The 18,732-nt window shown below is 69.1% G+C and carries 23 protein-coding genes; 5 read left to right on the forward strand and 18 right to left on the reverse strand.

Annotation, left to right across the window (positions count from 1 at the left end):
• Positions 1-37 precede the first annotated feature (37 nt).
• From ACZ4EG_RS37525 to ACZ4EG_RS37585, 13 genes are all read right to left on the reverse strand, one after another.
• The gene (locus ACZ4EG_RS37525; RefSeq protein ID WP_467793797.1) at positions 38-967 is read right to left on the reverse strand and encodes a bifunctional DNA primase/polymerase; all 930 of its coding nucleotides are present in this window, start codon (positions 965-967) and stop codon (positions 38-40) included.
• Between the two features lie 84 nt (positions 968-1,051).
• Positions 1,052-1,846, reverse strand: coding sequence for a deazapurine DNA modification protein DpdA family protein (locus tag ACZ4EG_RS37530; RefSeq protein ID WP_467793798.1), 795 nt, complete (start codon positions 1,844-1,846; stop codon positions 1,052-1,054).
• 83 nt (positions 1,847-1,929) lie between these two features.
• Positions 1,930-2,373 (reverse strand): single-stranded DNA-binding protein, encoded by a 444-nt coding sequence (gene ssb / locus ACZ4EG_RS37535; protein ID WP_467793799.1) that lies wholly within the window; start codon positions 2,371-2,373, stop codon positions 1,930-1,932.
• A gap of 2 nt (positions 2,374-2,375) precedes the next feature.
• The gene (locus ACZ4EG_RS37540) at positions 2,376-2,546 is read right to left on the reverse strand and encodes a hypothetical protein (protein WP_467793800.1); all 171 of its coding nucleotides are present in this window, start codon (positions 2,544-2,546) and stop codon (positions 2,376-2,378) included.
• Between the two features lie 22 nt (positions 2,547-2,568).
• Positions 2,569-3,066, reverse strand: a complete 498-nt coding sequence (locus tag ACZ4EG_RS37545) for a hypothetical protein (RefSeq protein WP_467793801.1) — start codon at positions 3,064-3,066, stop codon at positions 2,569-2,571.
• Between the two features lie 19 nt (positions 3,067-3,085).
• Positions 3,086-3,277, reverse strand: a complete 192-nt coding sequence (locus tag ACZ4EG_RS37550; protein ID WP_467793802.1) for a hypothetical protein — start codon at positions 3,275-3,277, stop codon at positions 3,086-3,088.
• A gap of 199 nt (positions 3,278-3,476) precedes the next feature.
• A complete protein-coding gene (locus ACZ4EG_RS37555) occupies positions 3,477-5,594 on the reverse strand; it encodes a hypothetical protein (RefSeq protein WP_467793803.1) in 2,118 nt (705 codons plus the stop codon).
• 1 nt (position 5,595) lies between these two features.
• Positions 5,596-7,170, reverse strand: a complete 1,575-nt coding sequence (locus ACZ4EG_RS37560) for a hypothetical protein (RefSeq protein ID WP_467793804.1) — start codon at positions 7,168-7,170, stop codon at positions 5,596-5,598.
• A gap of 95 nt (positions 7,171-7,265) precedes the next feature.
• Entirely contained in the window at positions 7,266-7,493 is a 228-nt protein-coding gene (locus ACZ4EG_RS37565; RefSeq protein WP_467793805.1) for a hypothetical protein, read from the reverse strand.
• Positions 7,494-7,728: 235 nt separating this feature from the next.
• Positions 7,729-8,724: a hypothetical protein gene (locus tag ACZ4EG_RS37570; RefSeq protein ID WP_467793806.1), complete on the reverse strand. Its 996-nt coding sequence runs from the start codon at positions 8,722-8,724 to the stop codon at positions 7,729-7,731.
• 4 nt (positions 8,725-8,728) lie between these two features.
• The gene (locus tag ACZ4EG_RS37575) at positions 8,729-9,112 is read right to left on the reverse strand and encodes an RRQRL motif-containing zinc-binding protein (protein WP_467793807.1); all 384 of its coding nucleotides are present in this window, start codon (positions 9,110-9,112) and stop codon (positions 8,729-8,731) included.
• A complete protein-coding gene (locus ACZ4EG_RS37580) occupies positions 9,112-9,444 on the reverse strand; it encodes a hypothetical protein (protein ID WP_467793808.1) in 333 nt (110 codons plus the stop codon). The genes ACZ4EG_RS37575 and ACZ4EG_RS37580 overlap by 1 nt, the downstream gene beginning before the upstream one ends.
• Positions 9,441-9,713 (reverse strand): hypothetical protein, encoded by a 273-nt coding sequence (locus ACZ4EG_RS37585; protein ID WP_467793809.1) that lies wholly within the window; start codon positions 9,711-9,713, stop codon positions 9,441-9,443. The genes ACZ4EG_RS37580 and ACZ4EG_RS37585 overlap by 4 nt, the downstream gene beginning before the upstream one ends.
• A 1,058-nt stretch (positions 9,714-10,771) precedes the next feature.
• On the opposite strand from ACZ4EG_RS37585, the gene ACZ4EG_RS37590 reads away from it, so the two are divergent.
• Positions 10,772-11,530 carry a helix-turn-helix domain-containing protein gene (locus tag ACZ4EG_RS37590; protein WP_467793810.1) on the forward strand — a complete coding sequence of 253 codons (759 nt, stop codon included), beginning with the start codon at positions 10,772-10,774 and terminating at the stop codon, positions 11,528-11,530.
• Positions 11,531-11,532: 2 nt separating this feature from the next.
• On the forward strand, positions 11,533-12,006 hold the full coding sequence (locus ACZ4EG_RS37595) for an NUDIX domain-containing protein (protein WP_467793811.1): 474 nt from the start codon (positions 11,533-11,535) through the stop codon (positions 12,004-12,006).
• Here ACZ4EG_RS37595 and ACZ4EG_RS37600 read toward each other — a convergent pair.
• The 3 genes from ACZ4EG_RS37600 to ACZ4EG_RS37610 all read right to left on the reverse strand — a co-directional run bounded on the left by ACZ4EG_RS37600 (position 11,994) and on the right by ACZ4EG_RS37610 (position 13,922).
• Entirely contained in the window at positions 11,994-12,560 is a 567-nt protein-coding gene (locus tag ACZ4EG_RS37600) for an HD domain-containing protein (RefSeq protein ID WP_467793812.1), read from the reverse strand. The genes ACZ4EG_RS37595 and ACZ4EG_RS37600 overlap by 13 nt on opposite strands.
• A gap of 1 nt (position 12,561) precedes the next feature.
• A complete protein-coding gene (locus ACZ4EG_RS37605; RefSeq protein ID WP_467793813.1) occupies positions 12,562-13,023 on the reverse strand; it encodes a GntR family transcriptional regulator in 462 nt (153 codons plus the stop codon).
• 263 nt (positions 13,024-13,286) lie between these two features.
• On the reverse strand, positions 13,287-13,922 hold the full coding sequence (locus ACZ4EG_RS37610; RefSeq protein ID WP_467793814.1) for a hypothetical protein: 636 nt from the start codon (positions 13,920-13,922) through the stop codon (positions 13,287-13,289).
• A gap of 198 nt (positions 13,923-14,120) precedes the next feature.
• Between ACZ4EG_RS37610 and ACZ4EG_RS37615 the strand changes: the two genes are divergently transcribed.
• Complete coding sequence (locus tag ACZ4EG_RS37615) at positions 14,121-14,882, forward strand: hypothetical protein (protein ID WP_467793815.1); 762 nt, start codon at positions 14,121-14,123, stop codon at positions 14,880-14,882.
• A gap of 428 nt (positions 14,883-15,310) precedes the next feature.
• Here ACZ4EG_RS37615 and ACZ4EG_RS37620 read toward each other — a convergent pair whose 3' ends face one another.
• Both ACZ4EG_RS37620 and ACZ4EG_RS37625 read right to left on the reverse strand, forming a co-directional pair.
• Positions 15,311-15,817, reverse strand: coding sequence for an FAD-dependent oxidoreductase (locus ACZ4EG_RS37620; protein WP_467793816.1), 507 nt, complete (start codon positions 15,815-15,817; stop codon positions 15,311-15,313).
• Positions 15,715-16,722, reverse strand: a complete 1,008-nt coding sequence (locus ACZ4EG_RS37625) for a flavin monoamine oxidase family protein (RefSeq protein ID WP_467793817.1) — start codon at positions 16,720-16,722, stop codon at positions 15,715-15,717. Before ACZ4EG_RS37625 ends, ACZ4EG_RS37620 begins: the two co-directional genes overlap by 103 nt.
• 146 nt (positions 16,723-16,868) lie before the next feature.
• On the opposite strand from ACZ4EG_RS37625, the gene ACZ4EG_RS37630 reads away from it, so the two are divergent.
• Both ACZ4EG_RS37630 and ACZ4EG_RS37635 read left to right on the forward strand, forming a co-directional pair.
• Positions 16,869-17,081 (forward strand): hypothetical protein, encoded by a 213-nt coding sequence (locus ACZ4EG_RS37630; RefSeq protein WP_467793818.1) that lies wholly within the window; start codon positions 16,869-16,871, stop codon positions 17,079-17,081.
• 414 nt (positions 17,082-17,495) lie between these two features.
• Positions 17,496-18,389, forward strand: coding sequence for a glycosyltransferase family 2 protein (locus tag ACZ4EG_RS37635; RefSeq protein WP_453547571.1), 894 nt, complete (start codon positions 17,496-17,498; stop codon positions 18,387-18,389).
• The last annotated feature ends 343 nt before the right edge of the window (positions 18,390-18,732 follow it).

An 18,732-nucleotide genomic window follows, 5' to 3' on the forward strand; every position in this document is an offset into this window, starting at 1 on the left:
GTGGGCGGGTGAGGCTTTTCAGGCGCGCGCTGGGGGCTCATGCGACCTCCCGGGGGCGGGCGGTGCGGATCGACCAGTCCAGGGCACTGCGGATGGTGGTCCGGCACTCGGTCGCGGACAGTCCGGCCGCCTCGCCGGCCGCCTGAAAAGCCTCCTCAACCATGTCCCGGGTGATCTCGCCCCAGGCGACGAATCGTCCCAGGGCGCGGGCGCTTACCAGCAGTTGGTTGTTCCGCCCGCCCTCCGTGCCCCCACCTTCGGGGGTGTCGCGGACGGCGGCCGTCTCGCGCTCCAGCGCCACCGTGGCGCGGCGGGTGGCCTGTCCCGGGATCCGCAGCGGGGCAGGTGCCGCCTCGCGTGTGGGCGGGTTCTGGAGGCGGGACAGCAGCCAGGTGGGCAGGGCGGCCACGGGCGCGTCGTCGGCCACCTCGTACGCGCCCTGCGGGGTCGTGCTGCCTGCGGCGACGACGTTGCCGCCCCACGCGCGGGTGTCGACGTATGGGGCCACGGTGCGGGCGGTGTTGTGCAGTTGGACGCCCGCCGGGGCGGTGAAGTACAGGTGCATGCCGCCGGAGGGCGTCCGGACCGTGTAGGTAGTCGGCCACGACTCGTCGGCGCGCTCGCAGAGCGCCAGGAAGGACGTCGCGCCGCAAGGCGCGGCCGAACTGTTCTTCCCGTCTTTCTCCTTGGGCACGTCCAGGTCGACGACGACCAGACCCGAGGGGCCCGGGGCGATACCGACGTTGAACGCGCCCACGGACCACGCGGCGCGGATGCGGTCGGGGTCGGTGGTGGCGCGCTGTTCCCACTTCACGTGGCCGCCGGCGCACTCGCCGGTGCGCGGGCAGGTTCGTTCGCCGTGCAGCGCTGAGCCCTTGCCGTCGGGCCGGAGCGGGTGGACGCACCACCCGCGCGCGGCGGCTTGTAGCGCTGCGGACAGCAGCGCTGAGGCAGTGGATTGGGGCATGCTGGAGGTTCTCCTGTTCTGTGGTCAGGACAAGGGAGCCGGGGCGGCCACGGACTTTGGCGAGACGGTGGCCGCTCCGGGCGATCAGGCCGCGTCCAGGGCGGGTTGCTGCCAGGTGGGCAGCGCGTCAAGGACGCGGGAGCGCCAGCGCAGCGCGTACGGCAGGCAGTTGGCGCAGTTCTTGTGCGGGTGTCCGGCCAGCGGCGCTCTGCGGCGGGCGTGGTAACTCCAGGCTGCGGAATCGGCGGAAGCCAGCAGGTGGCCGACGCGCTCCAGCCCCAGCGTCTTGAAGCCGAAACCGTGCAGCCTCAGCCCGTGCGCGGCCATGGCGGTGACGATCGCGGCACCCTCGCGAGTGGACTGCAACCGGCACACCGAGCCCAGCCCCACGGTGGGCTCCCGGGCCAGGTCGACGCCGGCGCGCTCGTAGAGGCTCACGCACCGCTCGTAGTCGGCGAGGGTGCGGCCTTGCAGAACCGGCACGATCGGCAACTCGGGTGCCAGGGAGCGCAGGTCCAGGTAGTTGGCCACGGTGCGGCGCTGATGCTCGCCCACGCTGAGGTGGGTGCCGACGAAGCGCTGCCCGCCGATGGTGCCGCCGTGGATGATGACGTCCTCGCACATCCAGTCCTGCGGCGCGGCCCAGTCGAAGGGGCCCACGCCCTCCCAGATGCGGCGCAGGTCGCCCACGTACTGCCGCGGGGTACGCGTCCAGCGGCCGTGGCGCTGGAGCTCCGAGAAGCCGCCGGAGTCGACCGCGTAGCGGCCCAGTGCCACGGGCGGTGTGCGCGCTGCGGTGAAGTGCTCGGATTTGAGGAACAGCGGCACCTTGGTGAGTTTCACCCAGTGCCGTTTGTGGGTGGTCAGGTAGAACAGCAACGGCTCTCCCTGCTTTTGTGGTCAGGACAAGGGAGCCGGGGCGGCCATGGACTTTGGCGAGACGATGGCCGCCCCGGGCCGACCTAGAACGGAGGCTTCGGGGCGTTGCCGTCGGTGTTCCACGGGTCGCCGGAGGCGTCGGCGGAGCCGTTGCCGCTGGTGCGCTTGGCGTTGATCGTGACGGTGGTGAAGCGCAGGGACGCGCCGATTTCGTCGACCTCGACGGCGAGCATCGAGCGGTTGTCGCCCTCCGGGGTCTTCCAGTCGTGCTGGCGGATCCGGCCGGACAGCACCACGCGCGAGCCCTTGCCGAGGGATTCGGCGACGTGTTCGGCGAGGGCGCGCCAGGCGGCGCAGCGGAAGAACGTGGATGTGCCGTCCTTCCACTGGTTGGCCTCGCGGTCGAAGGTGCGCGGGGTGGAGGCGACGGTGAACTTGGCAAGCGCCTGGCCGGAGTCGGTGAACTTCAGTTCCGGGTCGGCGGTCAGGTTGCCGATGATGGTGATCGGGGTCTCTCCGAACGACATGGTCACTCGCTTTCGGGTGTGGTGGGTCGGTGGTTGGCGGTGAAGTACAGCCGGGTGCGCTTGCCGTCGCGGGTGGGGTACTGGCGTGCGGCGCCGGTGTCGAACGCGGCAGCCACGGTCTGGCTGACGCGGTCGGCGTCGTCCGGTTCGCAGATCACGCGGATCTCGAACACGCTGGGTTCCTCTCGGGTTTGATCAGCGGTGCAGTTCGTTGCGGTTGCGGGCGATGAGCCCGTACGCCGGGGCGGTGATCTGGTTGGTCTCCTGCCGGACGGGCCCGGCGTAGTGGTGGTGGGTCTCGTTGTGCGTGGCCTTCAGCGACCGCAGGGCGGAGCCGATGGCGGCGGCGAGCGCGCCCACGGCTGCGATCGGCAGCGTGACGAACAGGACGCTGGTCAACGTCACGGCGGCGAATCCTTGGCAGGCGAGCCAGATTCCGCAGCCGATCCCGACGAACGCGGCGCCGGTACCGATGCCGGCGACCGCCGTGCCCGCGGCCCACGCGGGCACGATCCGGCGATCGGGCTGAACGACGGGCGGGGTGGTGCCGTAGGTGGGCAGCGGGGTGGTGTCGCGGTAGGAGGTCGGCGTCTGCGGCATGGGCGAATAGGCGTCGGCGATGATCCGGTGGGCTTCGGCGGTGGCTTCGGCGTCGGTCATGCGCGGCTGCCAGGCCGCGGAGTGGTCAGGCATCGGGGCTCCAGGCAGGGATTCAGGTGATGTGGCGGGCGGCATCGGCGAGCGCCAGGCATATGGCGCGGATCGTGGCGGCGGCGCTGGTGCCGGCGGTGAAGAAGCCGAACAGGAACAGCACGAGCGCGCTGAACGGGCCGACGTAGCGGCCACGCAGCAGGACGAAGGCCAGCACTCCGAGGAGTGCGACGGCGGACAGGGTCACGATCACGAGCGGCCTCCCGGAAAACGCGCGGCGGGCAGCATCCCGGGGGTGCTGCCCGCGCTATGGCTTGTCGTGTTGCTTGTCGTGCGGCTTGTCGCTTGTCTTGTCGCTTGTCGCTTGTCGCCTCGCAGGTCACAAGCCGTTTTCGGGCTTCCGCGCCCGGGGAAGTGGCCCATGTTCTGGCGGGGCGACAAGCGACAAGTGATCAGTCCTGCGGGGGTTGCTCGGGGACGTGTCGGCGGTGGACGTAGCGGGCTTTGGTGCCCTCCCCGATGCGGACGGCGGTGCCGTCCTTGACCCACGCCTTGAGCCAGCCGACGACTGTCTGCCGGGTCGTTCCATGAGCGCTGGCGAGCGCGCGGGCGATCGCGGAGGCCCCGGTGCCTTCGGGTCCGGCGGCGAGCAGCAGTGTGAGGGCTTCCTGCTGTGCGGGGCTGTCCTGCTCGCCACGCAGAGCGGACAGGTTCAGCCCACCCGAGACAGCCGGCGGCGCGTCGGGGGTGGGGGTGTGCGGATCGGGTGCGGTGCCGAACTGCGCGTCGATCTCGGCCCGGAAGCGGCGCAGCATCTCGTCTTCCGGCGAGACCTGTTCCGTCTCCTGGCCGCTCAGCGCGGACAGCCTCAACCCCAGTGCGGACGGCCCGGCGTCGGTGCTGTCGTCGTCGGGGATGTGCTCGCGCATCCACCCAATCCGGTCGGCGTCCCAGCGGCGGGCGTAGGCAGGGCCGGCGGCCTTGGCGGAGACGTCGTCGAGTGCGGGGTGCCGGTCGGAGGTGGCCGCGATGATGTCCCGGATCTGGTTGGGCAGGATCCGCCAGGCCTTGAACAGCGCGGCCGGTGACTCGGGGGTGCCCATGAACCCGGCGCCCTTGTAGGGGGCCTGGTCCACGCGCAGGCCGCGGGAGCCGGGGAACATCTTGCTCAGGTCCATGCCCTCGGTCTCGCCGCCGGTGAGGGCGACACGGACCTTGGCTTCTCGCCGGATCATCAGGTTGCCCAGCACGCTGCCGGTCGCCCCGAGGGCGGTGAGCACGGTGCGCACGCCCATGGCGCGGGCGATCCTGATGACTTCAAGGATCTTTTCCGCGAGCTTGCGCATCTGCCGGTCCGGGCTGGCCAGGATCTCCGCGCCCTCGTCGATCACAAGCATGACCTGAGGAATCTTGGGGCTGACCGGCAACAGGTCCGTGTTGGCCTTGGCGAGCAGGTCCTGGTAGCCCATCTTGCGCTGCTTGGCCACGCGCACGGCCGCGTCCAGCATCGTCACGGCCTCGTCGAACGTCCCGGCCAGCCAGTCGATCCCGGGCCGCACGGGCCTGCCGTCCTCCCGTGTGAGCTCCCCGTTGAGGGCGGGCAGCACCCAGGGCAGGCCGGCCGATCCGGCGTTGAGGTCGATCACCCAGGTCAGCATGTCCTCGGCGCGGGCGAACCCGGCGAGGACCGCGTGCACCATGTTCGTCTTGCCCGATCCCGTCGGGCCGACCACGAGCGCGCACTGTTCGCGCAGGTAGGCGAGGATCTGCTCTGCGTTCGTGCGGTAGCCCCACGGGATGCCTGTGTGCACGGACAGCGGCCCGTAGTCGGTGGGGTAGGTGCGTTCTTCTTCCAGGACGTTGACCGTGGTCACGTCAAGGATGACGCGGCCCTGGTGGATGCCGGGGGAGGCGGTGGCGGTGCAGCCGTGCGGCAGCCGGGCGTCCGCGGACAGCCGCGGGGACTCGGCGGCGATCTTGTTCCAGGTGGCGCCGCCGGGCGGGAGTTCGGCGTCGATGGAGTACCCGGCGCCGGTCTTCCACATCTCAACTCCCAGCACGCGCACGGTGATGGAGCACACGCGCTGGATGCGGTCGACCCATTCCGCGGCGATCGCGCGGCGCTCCGCGGACAGCTCCCGGGCGATCTGCCGCTGTTCGGCGGCGATGGCCTCCTCTTCGCGCGCTTCCTCGTACAGCGCGGCGGAGCGGGCGGCGGCGCCGATGCCGACGCCGATGGTGGCCAGGGAGCCGAGGGCGGCCCAGGTGAGGGGGCCGTTGGCCATGGCCCAGGTGGTCCAGCCAGCCCCGACGAGCCAGGAGGCGGCACGGGTGGCGAGGGTGCGGCCGGCGTTGCGCACCCGCAGCCCGGCCACGGTGTGTCCCAGAGCGCCGGCCGCCCCGACGGCGAGCGCCCAGCCGGGCGGCATGCCGGTGGCTGCACCGGTGGTGGCGACGGCGAAGGCTCCGGTGGTGGCGGACAGGGCGCCGGTCACGGGTCCGTGACCGGCCGTCCAGTCCAGCACCGGGCCACTACCCTGCTGCTTGTTGGTGGTGGCGGTGCTGCTCATCTCAGACGTTCCATCCCTTCTCGGCCTCGGTGCCGTTGCGGGGGTCCTCGTGGCGGGCGATGTCCTGCGCGTGGACCTGCCTGAACAGCGGGCCCATGTCGTCGGCGACCGCGACGGCGCTCATCAGGGCGCCGAAGATGTCGTTGAAGCCGTCCGCGACTTCCTTCTCCAGCGGGAACTCGTTGTCGGACCGCTCGGCGAGGATCTTCATGACGTTGGCCACCGACGTGAGGGCGGCCGGCAGGCCCTCGACCATGGCGAGGATCTCCATGCAGTCGTAGGGGTCGTAGGAGTTGGCGGCCTGCTCCATCTCGGCCGCGGCCTCTTCGAACCGGAATCCGGACACGTGCTCTCCTTCACTGGCCTGCGCTGAGACGGGGGTGCGGGTGGGAACCTGAGCGGTCGGCCGCTGGATGCTGTCGGCGATGCCGTCCGTGCCGTCGTGGGCGGCTGCCGCGTCCGCGGCGGCTTCCTGCTCGCTCAGCTCCTCGCGGATGGCTTCGTCCCGCTGGGCGCGCTGGTCGCCGGCGGCACGGGCGAGGCGCCGGTACAGGCGCCGGCCGGGGTGGATCAGCCACGGGATGTTGAGCTTCCGGCCGATCGGAGTGGTGATCAGTCCCAGCAGCCCGACCGGTGCGGCGAGCAGAGCGCCGAGCAGGCGGCGGCCGTGGAAACGGGCAGCGGACCTGCGCAGCGCTTTCCTGGCTGCCTTGCGGGCGGGGGCTTTACGGACTGCGGCACGCTGCGCGGCGACCTTGCCGTCCGTCTTGGCGTCGCGCTTGGCACGGTGCTTGGCGATCGCCGCATCCCGCGCGGCGCGGGCCTTGCGGGCGGCGCCACCCAACAGGCGGCCCCCGACAGTGCCGCGCTTGCCGAACCGGGCGTTGCCGGCCGTGGCCTTGGCGTTGCGGCGAGCGTCGGCGATCGCGCGGCGAGCGGCCGTGGTCTGCGCCCGCTGCCCGGCGCGCGAGCCGGCCGCTGCCTGCTGTGAGGCTCGCAGAGCCTTGATCTGTCCGACCCGGCCCGTGGCTTTACCGGCGCCGGTCGTGTGCTTGGACGCGCCTCCACCAGCCTTGCCGCGGGTCTTGGCGCCCACGGCGCCGCTGGCGTGGCCGGTACCGCGGCGGTGCTGGCCAGGCATACTGCCCGACGTGCCACGGGAGCGGCGGGAGCCGGGTGAACGGCCACCGGATCGGCTGCCTCCTGCTCCCGACCGACCGTGGCGCAGGCCCGCACTGTGGGCAGCCGAGCGGCCGGCGGCGCGGGCGGCCGCGCGCCGGGCATCGCGGCGGGAGTTGGGCTTGCGGGAGCGGGTGGCGGCCACCGTGCCGAGGATGACGGCTCCGGTGGCGGCCACCAGGGCGGCGATGGGCCCGCCTGCCAGACAGGCGGCGGCGATCGTGCCCACCGTGGTGTTCGCCCCGGACAGGGCGAGCGGTACGACCGGCCAGCCGCCGGGCGTGTGGTCCACCTCGGCCGCGGCCGGGGCTGTCTCCGTTGTGGTGGGTGGGGACGGCTCAGGAGAGGGTGCGGTGGCAGCCGGAACGGCTACCGGTTCGGTGCTGATCTCGGTCATGCTGGGAGCCACTCCTTTGTGGAGGAGGGCAGGGCCCGGACGCGGTGCTTTGGACGGCTTGGCGTCCGGGCTCCTGCACGAGAAAAAGGTGCTGGTCAGAGCTGGTTGAGTTCCAGCGAGAAGAACAGGACGGTGAAGCGGGCGTCGCCCAGTTCGCGCGCGACGAAGTCCCGGATGTCCCGGTACACCTGGATGCGGGAGGCGCCGCGCGTCACGGTGACGGTGTCGGAGATCGTGGCCTGGTCACCGCCGGGAAGCTGCGCGGTGAGGATGAAGAAGAACTCGACGTACTCGGCGGCATCCGTGCTGGCCGAAGTCGTCACAGCGGTACTCCCTTGCCGGTCAATGGGGTTCGGACTGTGCGCTGTTGTCGGCGGGGGAGCGCCCGCCGGGATGCCGCACCAGGCTCGCCAGGTCTGCGCGCCGGGTCTGCGAGGGTGCCGCTCGCCGGGGCTCACCGGGTCTGCTTCACTGGTGCGGCCGACTGCTTCCGGCAGTCGCAACGACGGCCAGCCCACTTTCCCTGGGCTGGCCGTCATTGGTGTGTGCCGGACGCTGTTACGCCTCCGCGTCGATCAGAGCGGCATACGCCTTGCGCACCCGCTCCTCCTTCGCAGAGAAGCCCGCCGCGCGATACGCGGCCAGCGCCTTGCGGTAGGACAGCGGCGGGTTCTCGGAATGGCGCAGCCACCGCAGCACGACCGTGAGTTGGTCGTCAGTCAGCGGCTCGCCCGGCTCGGGAGTCTCGATGCCCGCCACGGCCGCCGCTTCGGCCAGCCCCGACAGATCGACGGGGGCGTGTCCCTCATCCTGCGGCGCAGGCAGTTCGCCGACCGGGGACACAGGGCCGACCTGCGGGGACACGGGGGACACACCATCCTGTGTCCACTGGCCCAGCACCCGGGCGAGATCCTCGTCCGAGAACAGCGCGGGAACCTCCTGCGGGACGTCGGCCACCGGATGCTTTGCGGCAAGCTTCGTCAGCTCTTCGGCCGCTTCGTGACGCACCTTGTGCGCCTTGCCGCGGGCCTTGCCCTCCTCGCGCTCCAGCACGGCCGCCGTGGCGTGCCGGTCGGCCTTGGCCCGGGTGACCGCGCGGCCGATAGCCACCTGGTCCCGCGTCGCGCTGCGCACGGCGTCGATCTGCCGCTGCGCGGCGGAGGAGATGCGGGTGGCGTCCCGCTCCACGGCCATGATCAGCGTGGCCTTGGCCGCGGCGGGAACGACCGCGCCGATGACCGCAACGACCGCGGTGGCGTTCATCAGGCCGTGGGTGAACAGCACACCGACCGACGTGACCAGGAACAGCCAGCCGAGGCAGGCGGGCAGTTTGCCGGACGATCCCTGCCGGCGGTGCGCGGTCTCCATGGCCAGCGCGTACAGCCACACCGCGTCGTAGATCCCAGCCACGGTGTACGCGAGCGGCGCCGGAGCCTGGTGGGCGAGGATCTCCCCCACCGCGTACACGGTCCAGCCCAGCGACAAGCCGGTCAGACCGACCGGCAGACTCCAGTGCACCGCCCTGCGGGCGGCTTCCTTCCACTCCATGTCCATGTGATCACTTCCTTTCGTGTTCGTCGGGGTAGGCGCACAGCACACACATGCCAAGCGAGGTCGGCAGGCAATAGCTGTAGGCGACACGGCACTTCGAGCACGTGCGGCGGGCGAGCATGGCCAGCGCGAGCGCACCCCACTTGCGGGAGGTCATCGGCCTCACCTGAAGCGCCCGGTCGACGTGGTAGAGGTAGGCGACCCGAGGCGTTCCGGTGCGCCGGTTCATGCGCATGGCCTGTGCCGCTACCGGTTGGCCACCCGGGCGCAGGCCACGGGCCCGTAACTGCCGGCGCGTCGCGAGCCCGACGGGTGCGAGCTTCCAGGGGTAGGTGGGCACGCCGTAGCGGGCGCCGGACGGGTCGAAGCACTTGCCCCACGCGGCGGACATCAGGCCGACGCTCCGGTCGGTGCTGGGTCGGGCATGTCGGCGTAAGCCACCAGCTCAAGGACCGCGCCCGCGTACTCGGTGGACGTCTTGAGCACGCGCGTCCCGCCGTCGGGACCCTGCGTACCGTGCTGCACGGTGTCCGGAGCGATGCCGAGGGCTTCACGCCACGCCTCGAAGTGGGCCAGGTCGTAGTGGAAAGCCAGCTTCAGCCGGTCCGGGTAGATGGTGGACACGTCCAGCATCGGTGCCGGAAGGTGCCCGAAGTCCGCGGTGAGCAGGCGCAGCGCCCGCAGCGGCATGGACAGGTCGTCCAGCGTCAGACCCCCGCTCATGCCGCAACCGCCTTACGCGGTGCGCGGCGGCGGGTGAGGCGGGGCAGCGCGACCACGTTGAAGAGCTCCGGGTCGTGCTGGACGACGCGCGCGGGCAGGTCGTAGAAGTCCGGGTCGGTGATGATGTCGCGGGCTGCGTCCAGCCGGGCCGCGCGCTCCTCCTCGCTCTCGCCCTCGGCGTCGAGCCAGAGGTCAGCAGGGGCACCGAGGGCGAGTTCGAAGAAGTCCTGTGGGGTGTCGGCCCGGTGGCCGGAGACGTAATTGCGCATGGGAGCTCCCAGCTCGAAGGGATGGAAGGGAGCCGGGGACCGCGGGGAGTTGAGGGCGGTCGGCCCGGCAGGGCGGCCACCACCGCGAGCGCGGCGGGCCACAGTGCCCCGGCCGGGAGTCGAACCTGGCCTGCGACCATCGGGGCGGTTGGAAGCGGCCGGTCAGACCGCGTGCGGATGGGGACGCGGCGGGCGTACCGGCAGCGGAGGCTTCGTCTTCTCGTGCTCCGAGTCGGCCATCAACGGCCGCTCCGGGCACGGGTGTTGTCCTCACTGCGCTTGTTCGCCTCAGCAGCCTTCCGGGCCAGTTCCGCCCGCTCCGTCTCTGTCAGACTGGTGACCACAGGTGCCTCCTCTTAAGGTGCCTGTCCGCGGTCCCCTGGGGTGCCACCCGGGGACCGCTCTGTTTGCTCATCAAACGGGCAGGCCACCGACGTGACGCCGGCGCCCTGCCCGCATGACGAGTGACGGGCCCATGACGGGCCCGTCCTCGTGCTTGGGTACGGCCGCGTAGCGTCTGTGACGCTGCGGCCGTGTCTTCCCTGGACATCGCCCGTTTCGGCACTCACGCACAACGCGAGGGACTGCCTAGTCCGTTCGTGGCGACACTGGGAAACCGTGTCGCCCGGTCCTATCGATGCGCCGTTCAACGAGGCCTTTCTTGCCCCTCCGGTACGCCCTCTCGGTGCCAATGCACCCACCCGCGCTTGGGGTTCGTTCCCCTCGCAGGTGGACCGATGTCCGGATTGTTCGCACCGGGTCTGACAGCCGACGGGCTGTGTCTGCCGCTCCCCTCCGGTGATGGCCGGCGGGTGGTGCTGCTGCCGCTCGGACCGCGTGTAAGCGGGCCCGGAGGACCTGTTGCAGTACCTGTTTTACAGGTACTGCATAGGAGCCCGTCAAGTACTGGCACGGAACCCATTGGTGTTTGCGCCGGGACTTCTTGGCGCACAATCAGAATCGCCCCAGGTCAGGGGAGTTGGTCACCCCGCACGTAGACAGCTCTGGTTGATCTCGCTACCGTCAAGAGCTCCCTAGATGTCCAACGGAGGGGGCAGATGTCCAACGAGCGGTTGCGGTCGGCCCTGTTGGCGCGAGGCATGACCATTCAGAGCCTCGCTGAGGAGATCAAGGTCAATCCGAAGACCGTTGAGCGCTGGATTACGCAAGGCAAGGCGCCGTACCGGCGGCATCAGTACGCAACGGCGGCGGCTCTCAAGGTCGACGTGACGACGCTCTGGGACGACGACCGCAATGCCGAGAGCGCATCGGACCTGACGAAGGCCGAGATCGTTACTGCCTACCCGCATCGACACACGGTGCCGTCAGGTCTCTGGCGCGAGATGTGCGAGCGCGCCACGAAGTGCATAGACATCCTTGTGTACGCCGGCATCTACCTGGCGGAGGACCCTCTCTTCTTCTCGACACTGAAGGAGAAGTCCGAGAACGGCGTCCGCATCCGGGTACTCATGGGTGATCCAGAGTGCGAAGCCGTCATCCGACGCGGCATCGACGAAGGACATCGCATCATGGATGGCAAGATCCGTAATGCGCTGATGAACTACCGCCCGCTGTTCACCAGCCACCCCGAGATTTCCTTCCGCCTGCATGACACGGTGCTCTACAACTCGATCTACCGCGCTGATGACGAGATGTTGGCCAACACCCACGTCTACGGCATCGGCGCATACATGGCGCCCGTGTTCCATCTGCGGCGGCTCCCCGGAGGTGGGCTGTTCGACACCTTTGCCAATAGCGTTGAGCAGACCTGGGAAGGCGCCAGGCCAGTAACGGAACACGACATCACGGGAGCGTGAGCATGGGACGCATCGACTACTTGCACGATCAGGACGCCCCGCCGGCCAACTCGGTCGTTCCCTCGGTCGTGGCGTTCGTCCAAAACGATGCGGGGCAGGTGCTCATGATTCAGCGATCCGACAACGGACGTTGGGCGCTACCCGGCGGTGGCCACGACGTGGGTGAGTCCATCAGTGACACGGTGGTTCGGGAAGTCTGGGAAGAGACGGGCATCAAGGCGGAAGTCGTCGAGCTGTCGGGGATCTACACGGACCCTGGCCACGTCATGCAGTACGACGACGGAGAAGTCCGCCAGCAGTTCAGCATCTGCTTCCGCGCAAAGCCTGTCGGCGGCGAGCTGCGTACGAGCAATGAGACGACGCAGGTCCGTTGGGTTGACCCAACGGACCTGCGAGAGTTTGACGTCCACCCCACGATGCGGCTCCGTATCGAGCACGCCATGGACCGAACGCGTACCGCTCCCTACATCGGCTGACGCTTGGCGGTGGCGACGCGTTCGAGGACGCGGGACGTGCACGCGTGGATCTCGGGCTCCGCGCGGCGGATGAACTTTCCGATCAAGCTATCGGGCCCGTAGCGTCCAGCGATCTCGTTGATCCGGTCGATCGGGTTCGTGGGCGTGCCGTCCGGCGTGGTGTTCATGTCGCAGTAGCAGAGGGCGTCGTTCAGGTGCGCGCTCTCGCGGGGGAACTCGCCCTCCAGTTCCTCACGCAGGCCACGCGCTTCCGCCTCCAACCAGGCACAGGAGTGATGGGCGACTAGGTTGACGACACGTTCGTCAGCGTTGGCCACATCCCGGAGGTAGCGGGCGCCGTCCAGCGGGTGAAAGCCTGTCTTGGCCAGGTCCGGCGCATAACCGATGTCGTGCAGTACCGCCGCGGCCTCCAACAGATCCGCGTCCTGGCCAAGAACGAGGGCGATCGTGCGTGCCCTCTCGGCGACCCCTAGGCAGTGCTTCCACCGCCGCGGCAGCGGCTCGGCGAGCAGGGACTCAGCCAGGGGATAGGCCCACTCCGTCAACGTCGGCAAGCTACGAACGCTCCTCTCGCGTCGGCACAGCGCGGACCGTCCGCACCCTGCCCTGTCCTCCCCCCGCCAGCACGCCGGCGGTCTCCAACTTTTCCAGAGCCTTGGTCACCGTGGGACGGGAGACCCCGAACCGTTCGGCGAGCGCGGAAGCACTCGGGAACGCTTCCCCTACCTTGAGTCCGTCAGCCGTGATGACGTCTGCCATCCGCTGATCGAGCGGGCGCCGGTCGACTCGATCACCCGAGCGCACGACGCGCCACCGCTCGCCGGGTGCTGGTTCAGCCACGCCTTCCTGCCGCAGCACGCCGAATGCACGGAGCGCGACCCCGCGTGAGACCTTGTGGTCGCGCATGACCTGAGCCAGGGACGGGAGCTCCGTCATGTCAGGGTCGTCCTCGATCTGCCGCTTCACCGCGTCGGCAATCTTCAGGAAGGTTCCCCGAGGGTTGGCCTGCTGCGACACTCGCTCTCCCTCTCCGTGCGCCGGTCGTCACTCCCAAGAATCCCACGACTTCAGGCCGCTGCGGAGGGGTCCCGGACGGCGGCGCATGAGCGCTGGGCCGGTCTCAATCGTGGTCTCAATCCGTCCACGCTTTGGGAACGTCCGTCACCGTCCGTTGTCATCCGGGGAAGCCTTCTGAACAGACACGACGCTGTGTCCGTCCCAGCGGTGTGGCGGCTTCCGTCGCACTCCTGCCCTCGCGCGAGGAAGCACGTTGTGGCGACCTAACTGGCTGCGTCTTCGGCGTGCCCGGAGTCGGGGAATTTGGGCAGCGCGTAGACCTCTAGCGCAACGTATCGAGCGCTCTCGACGAAATCTCGTGCGGCGACTGGCGTCACCACATCAAAGCCGTGTATCGCCCGATTGCGTAGTTGGCGCAGATCTTGAAAGACCGCGAGTGCACCCGGGGAGAGCCCCAGTTCAGTCAACCTTGCGTCGACCCTCACGGGGATCGATGGCCGCATCACTCCCCCTACGGACTGGGGCACACCTCCGCGCTCCGCGAGGGCCTTGGCGTAAATCGACTCCAGCACAAGCCAAGCCGTGATGAGCGCCCCAATCGGTGATGTATCGGTCATATCCCACGCCTCTTGGAAGATGCCGAACCGAGACTGGTGCTCTTCCCCCGGACCTGCCGTCGTCGGCTCCGCCGATCCAGATGCAGCCGCCAACTCTTCTGCCTCAGTGCGAACCTCGCGGGCATCTGATGCAAACTCGATTGCTCCTGCTGGCGTCTCAAGGCGCGTCATGCGAGTGAAGGCGCCATGGATATGGCCGCGCAGCCCCCAGACCAGGCCAACCGTCACCAGCGGCCACGCTAGGGCTTCGACGTACTTCAACACCAGCTCAGCAACTTCCACCACGCCATCGTGGGGCCAAAGACGCACGGCCGATCAGGCAACCAACGTTCTGTGACGGAGGTGAGACATGGCCCAGGGCGCCTCGTGCAGCCACCTTCAGTGGCCAGTCAAACAGGGGCTCCCGCGAAGATCTGAGAGCGTGGACGACGATTTCGCCCGCTGGTCACGGCTGTCGGCCCCTGCGGCTACGGTGCACCCATGGTGCACTACATGGACAACCCCGCCGGCCGACTGCACAAGCTTCTCCTGGACCTGCATGAAGCCTTTCCAAACGAGCAGCAGCAGCAGACGAAGGAGGCGTGGATTGCCATCGTTGAGCTGATCGGCAATGAGCGCGGACTGGCTGGAGAGGCGGCTATCGTCAGCGGCGTCGTAGGTCTGCCGGCGCAGATTCGAGAAGCCGTTCACGCCCTGTCGGAGGACGAGGAGCGCAAGGAGCATCTGCTCGCCGGGCTGGACAGCATCGAGCGGGGCATGATCCAGGTTGCGGCACGGCAGAACCTATTTGGTGTCTTTACCACGTTCGCTACGAATGGCGTGGTACCGCAGTCTGCCGCAGTCAACAGCCTGTCGCACTGTTCCTACGAACTGCATCGCTCCATGCCCGAAGTTACGGTCTCGGATGATGACTTGGCCCGCATCATCGAAATGATCAATGACTTGATGGGGGAAGTGGCTGAGGCGGAACTGCCCAACATAGTCAAGCGCGCAATGCTGAGTCACTTGACGGCTTTGTTGCAAGCTATACATAATGTTCGATTTGCCGGTACTCAGCCGCTTGATGATGCTTTGTTCGCCCTGGTGGGCTCTGTCACGCGAACGACTGCGCAGGAAGATCTGAACCGCACTGGCTTGTGGGAGAAGATCAAGAAGGTGGTGCAGACGTTGAATCTGATGTTGTCGACGGGCCAGACTGCCGCTCAACTCGGGCAGGGCGTTGCTGGCTTTCTGGATGGCTGAGCAACATGCAACCCTGCGCCATGGTCTCAATCATGGTCTCAATCGGCGCTGCTTCCGGTCGTGTCCGCTGTGGTCCGTCGCAGTCTGGGGGCCCCACTGAGCAGGCATGAAGCCTGCTTCGCGGATACCAGTGGACGCCCCCGGACCAAGATCGGACAACTCGTAATGCGTAGGTCTCGGGTTCGAATCCCGAAGGCGGCTCCATCGAAGCCCAGCTCAGAACAGCTCTGAGCTGGGCTTTTTCGTTCGGCGGAGGTGGCGCCGTCCCCGGCTGCGTCGCGCCTCCCGGAGCCGGCGCCGGATGAGGGCTTCGACGTACGCGGACATGCCGCGTTTGCCGGTGTGTGCCTTGAGGGCGGCGATGGTGCCTTCGTGGAGGGAGGCGGAGACCGGTCCGGTGGCCGCTCAGCGTCATGCGTGGAGCAGCCCTACGGGCCGAGATACACACTCGCCGGGAGCCACGGCGGGCGGGGCAGGCCGAAGTGTTCCTCTAGCATCAGCTCGGCCTGGGTGAGCGCGCCGTAGACCCATCCCTGTCCGGTCGACCAGGCATCTCCGCAGACGTAGAGGTTGGCGTCGCGCAGCGGGCGGCGCATGCGTGGCATGACCTCCCAACTCTTCGCCCCCACCTGCCAGAAGTGGTACGCGGCTCCGTACGGGGCCTGCACCCAGTTCTGGAAGTAGGCGGACGTCGGTTCGGGGATACGGGCGTCGGGGCCGTGCAGTTGGCGCAGCTGGCGCTGTGCCTCGTCTACCAGCGGGCCTGACGCCGTCGCGTCCATCGGCCGGGGAGGGCGGGTCACCGACACCGGGGCGAGGCGGTTGGGCCGGGTCAGCAACTCGTTCCAGAACTCGACGTCGTTGAGGTCGTTGTAGGAGGCCAGCAGCAGGGCGTTGCGGTTGTCGGGGTCGGCCCTGGGCTGCTTCCCCTCCACGCCCCAGTAGTGGTCTGGCGCAGCGGCAGGTCGGTCACCGAGCGGCCGGCCCGCAGGCCGAGATCCTCCCACCACGGCCGGTCGTAGCCGAGGAAGAGCTTGGAGGCGGGCCTCGGGACGATCGAGCCGAGGTCGGACAGGAACCGGTCGCTGGTGAAGAGGAAGGTGTCCGGGTCCAGCAGCTCGATCGAGCGCTGGGGCATCGCCAGAACGACGTGCCGTGCCCGCACCGTGAGCGGCCGTCCCTCGGGCCAGACGGAGAGGGCGAGGGCCAGCACGTCCTCGCCATGGACGGTCTCCCGGTCGATCCGGCGGACCTGGTGGTGGAGGTGGACGCTCCCGCCCTCCGCCTCGAATCGCCGGACGAGTTCCTCGGGCATCGTCTGATAGCCGTTGACCAGGAGCCGGTAGTGCGGCGGCGGGGAGCCGACGAAGTCGGCCACCGACGCCTCCATGGCCTCGATGCTGTTGACGTTGTCGACCACCGAGCCGTAGCCGAAGCCGTCGTGGAGGAAGTTCCACCCCTCTTGGCCGACCGCGTCGAGCAGCAGGTTCCAGAACCCGATGTCGTAGAGGAACCGGCCGTTGGCCGACGCCGTCGGTTTGATCTTGTCCCACGCCTGGTGGTCCATGGTGGCGGCGCCGGGGACGAAGCGCTCGATGACCGACATGAGAGCGTCGTCCGGTGTCTTGCCCCGGATCGCGGCCGGCAGAGCGTAGGGCACGACCGTGGGATCGTTCCACTGGGCCTGGGTGAAGCGGTGGCCGCGCAGATAGACGAGGTTCTGCGGCTCGTCGACCGGGAAGCGGGTCGTCGGCAGCCCGAGATGGTCCACGAGTTGAGCCACGACGGGCTGGTCGGTCAGGTAGCGCATCCCGCCCAGCTCGGCGTGCAGGTGGGGCATACCGGGCGGCGTCACCGAGAAGCCTGTGTGTCGCGGTCGCGCTGGCTCCGATGATGCAGCGCTGGGCGTGGCTCTTTCCGATGGCGGGGACCCGCAAACAGTGCAATCGGCTGGGCGCCTTCGAAAGCCTCCGCACGGAGGCCTCGTTGGCGAACCTCGTCGGCCGCGACCGTACCGCCCTGGCCTATGCGCAGGTCGTCCACCGCCATGACGCGATTGCCGACTGCCTGGCATCCACGACCACCCTGTGGCTGCCGGTCTACGGAGTCGGGGCGGCCCTGCTGACGGGTCTGGGCGCGTGGGCCTTCGGGCGCGCTCGGCTGGGGCGGCGTACAGCGGCGGGCAGCCGGAGTGCGTAGATCGTGTCACGGGACACGCGAGCACCGGAGGCGGCACATGGGCGGATCCCCCGCGGTCGGAGGCGGCTACTCGGGCACACCCCTCGCCCGGAAGCTCGGCATCGAGCCGGCACAGCAGGTGCGGCTGTGGCATGCCCCGGCGCGGTGGGACATCCCGGGGCTGTCAGCGACATTGCCGAAAACGATCTCCGTGACATGCTCCTGCCCCTCGGCGTCGTGGAGTTGAAGGTCACCGCGCTCGGGGACGACTGGTCGGGGCCGAAGTTCGTGCGGCGCAAGGAAAACCGCCGTAAAAAGGGCGCAAACTAAACCGGCCCCAGGACAACTACCGCCCTTGAGGCAACATCTTGGTGAACGGCGAGCGCCACGCGGTCAGGACGCGGGCGCCGCCCAGGGCCGGATGGGGTGAGAGACGTGGTGGAGCCGAGGATCGCCGTTGCCGTGGTGACCATGGGGAACCGGCCCGCCGAAGTCGATGCCCTGCTGGAGTCCGTGGCCAAGCAGGACGTGCCCCCGGCCCGGATCGTGATCGTCGGCAACGGGTGCCGGCTGCCCGAGTTCGCCCTGCGGCTGTCGCTTCCCGGCGAGGTCACCACCATCGACGTGGAGGAGAACCTCGGCTGCCCCGGCGGGCGCAATGTCGCCCTGGCCCGGCTCCGGGAGTTCGGTGACGTGGATGCCGTCGTCGAGCTGGACGACGACGGGCTGCTGGTCGACGCCGATGTGCTGCGCCGCGTACGGGATCTGTACGCCGCCGATCCGCGCCTGGGCATCGTCGGCTTCCGTATCGCCGACGAGCACGGCGAGACCCAGCAGCGGCACGTGCCCCGCGTCGGCAACTCCGACCCCATGCGGGGCGGTTATGTCACCGGCTTCCTCGGCGGCGGACATGCCCTGCGCATGGCGATGCTGGCGGAGACCGGGGACTGGCCCGCCGAGTTCTTCTTCGCGCACGAGGAGACGGACCTGGCCTGGCGGGCCGCCGACGCCGGTTGGAAGATCCTCTACGCGCCCGAACTGCTCCTCCAGCACCCGAAGACCTCGCCCGCCCGGCACGCCATCTACTACCGGGTGACCGCCCGCAACCGCGTCTGGCTGGTCCGGCGCCGGCTGCCCCTGCCGCTGATCCCGGTCCACCTCGGGGTCTGGGCGCTGCTCACCCTGCTGCGCACCCGCTCGGCGGGCGGGCTGCGGGCCTGGTTCGGCGGGTTCGTGGAAGGGCTGCGGGAGCCGGCCGGTGAGCGACGGCCCATGCGCTGGCGGACGGTGTGGCGGCTGACCCGGCTGGGGCGCCCGCCCGTCGTCTGACGCCGGAAGAAGAGAAGAGCTGGAAGAAGAGAAGAGAAGAAAAGTGGGGACGAGGGCCCCGGTCGTTCACCTCCGCCGACCGGGGCCCTCATGTGTCCCCGGATCTGGCCTACGGCGACACTCCCCCGAGTTACGCGTCGCACGCGCGCGCCGGCGGGCCAGATCCGATGCAGTGATCACATCAGGGCGCACCAACGGATCGCTAACATGTGGCCAACGGTTCTCCCGTAGGTCGCGAGGCGGTTGGCGCGAAGTCGACGCAGAGCGACGGGAGTAAGCCGGAACCGTAGCGGATTCCGGCCCGGACCGACAGGGAGAGGGTGGCGGGAAACCGCCTTGGACA

This window comes from Streptomyces sp. NPDC025638 (assembly GCF_055558775.1).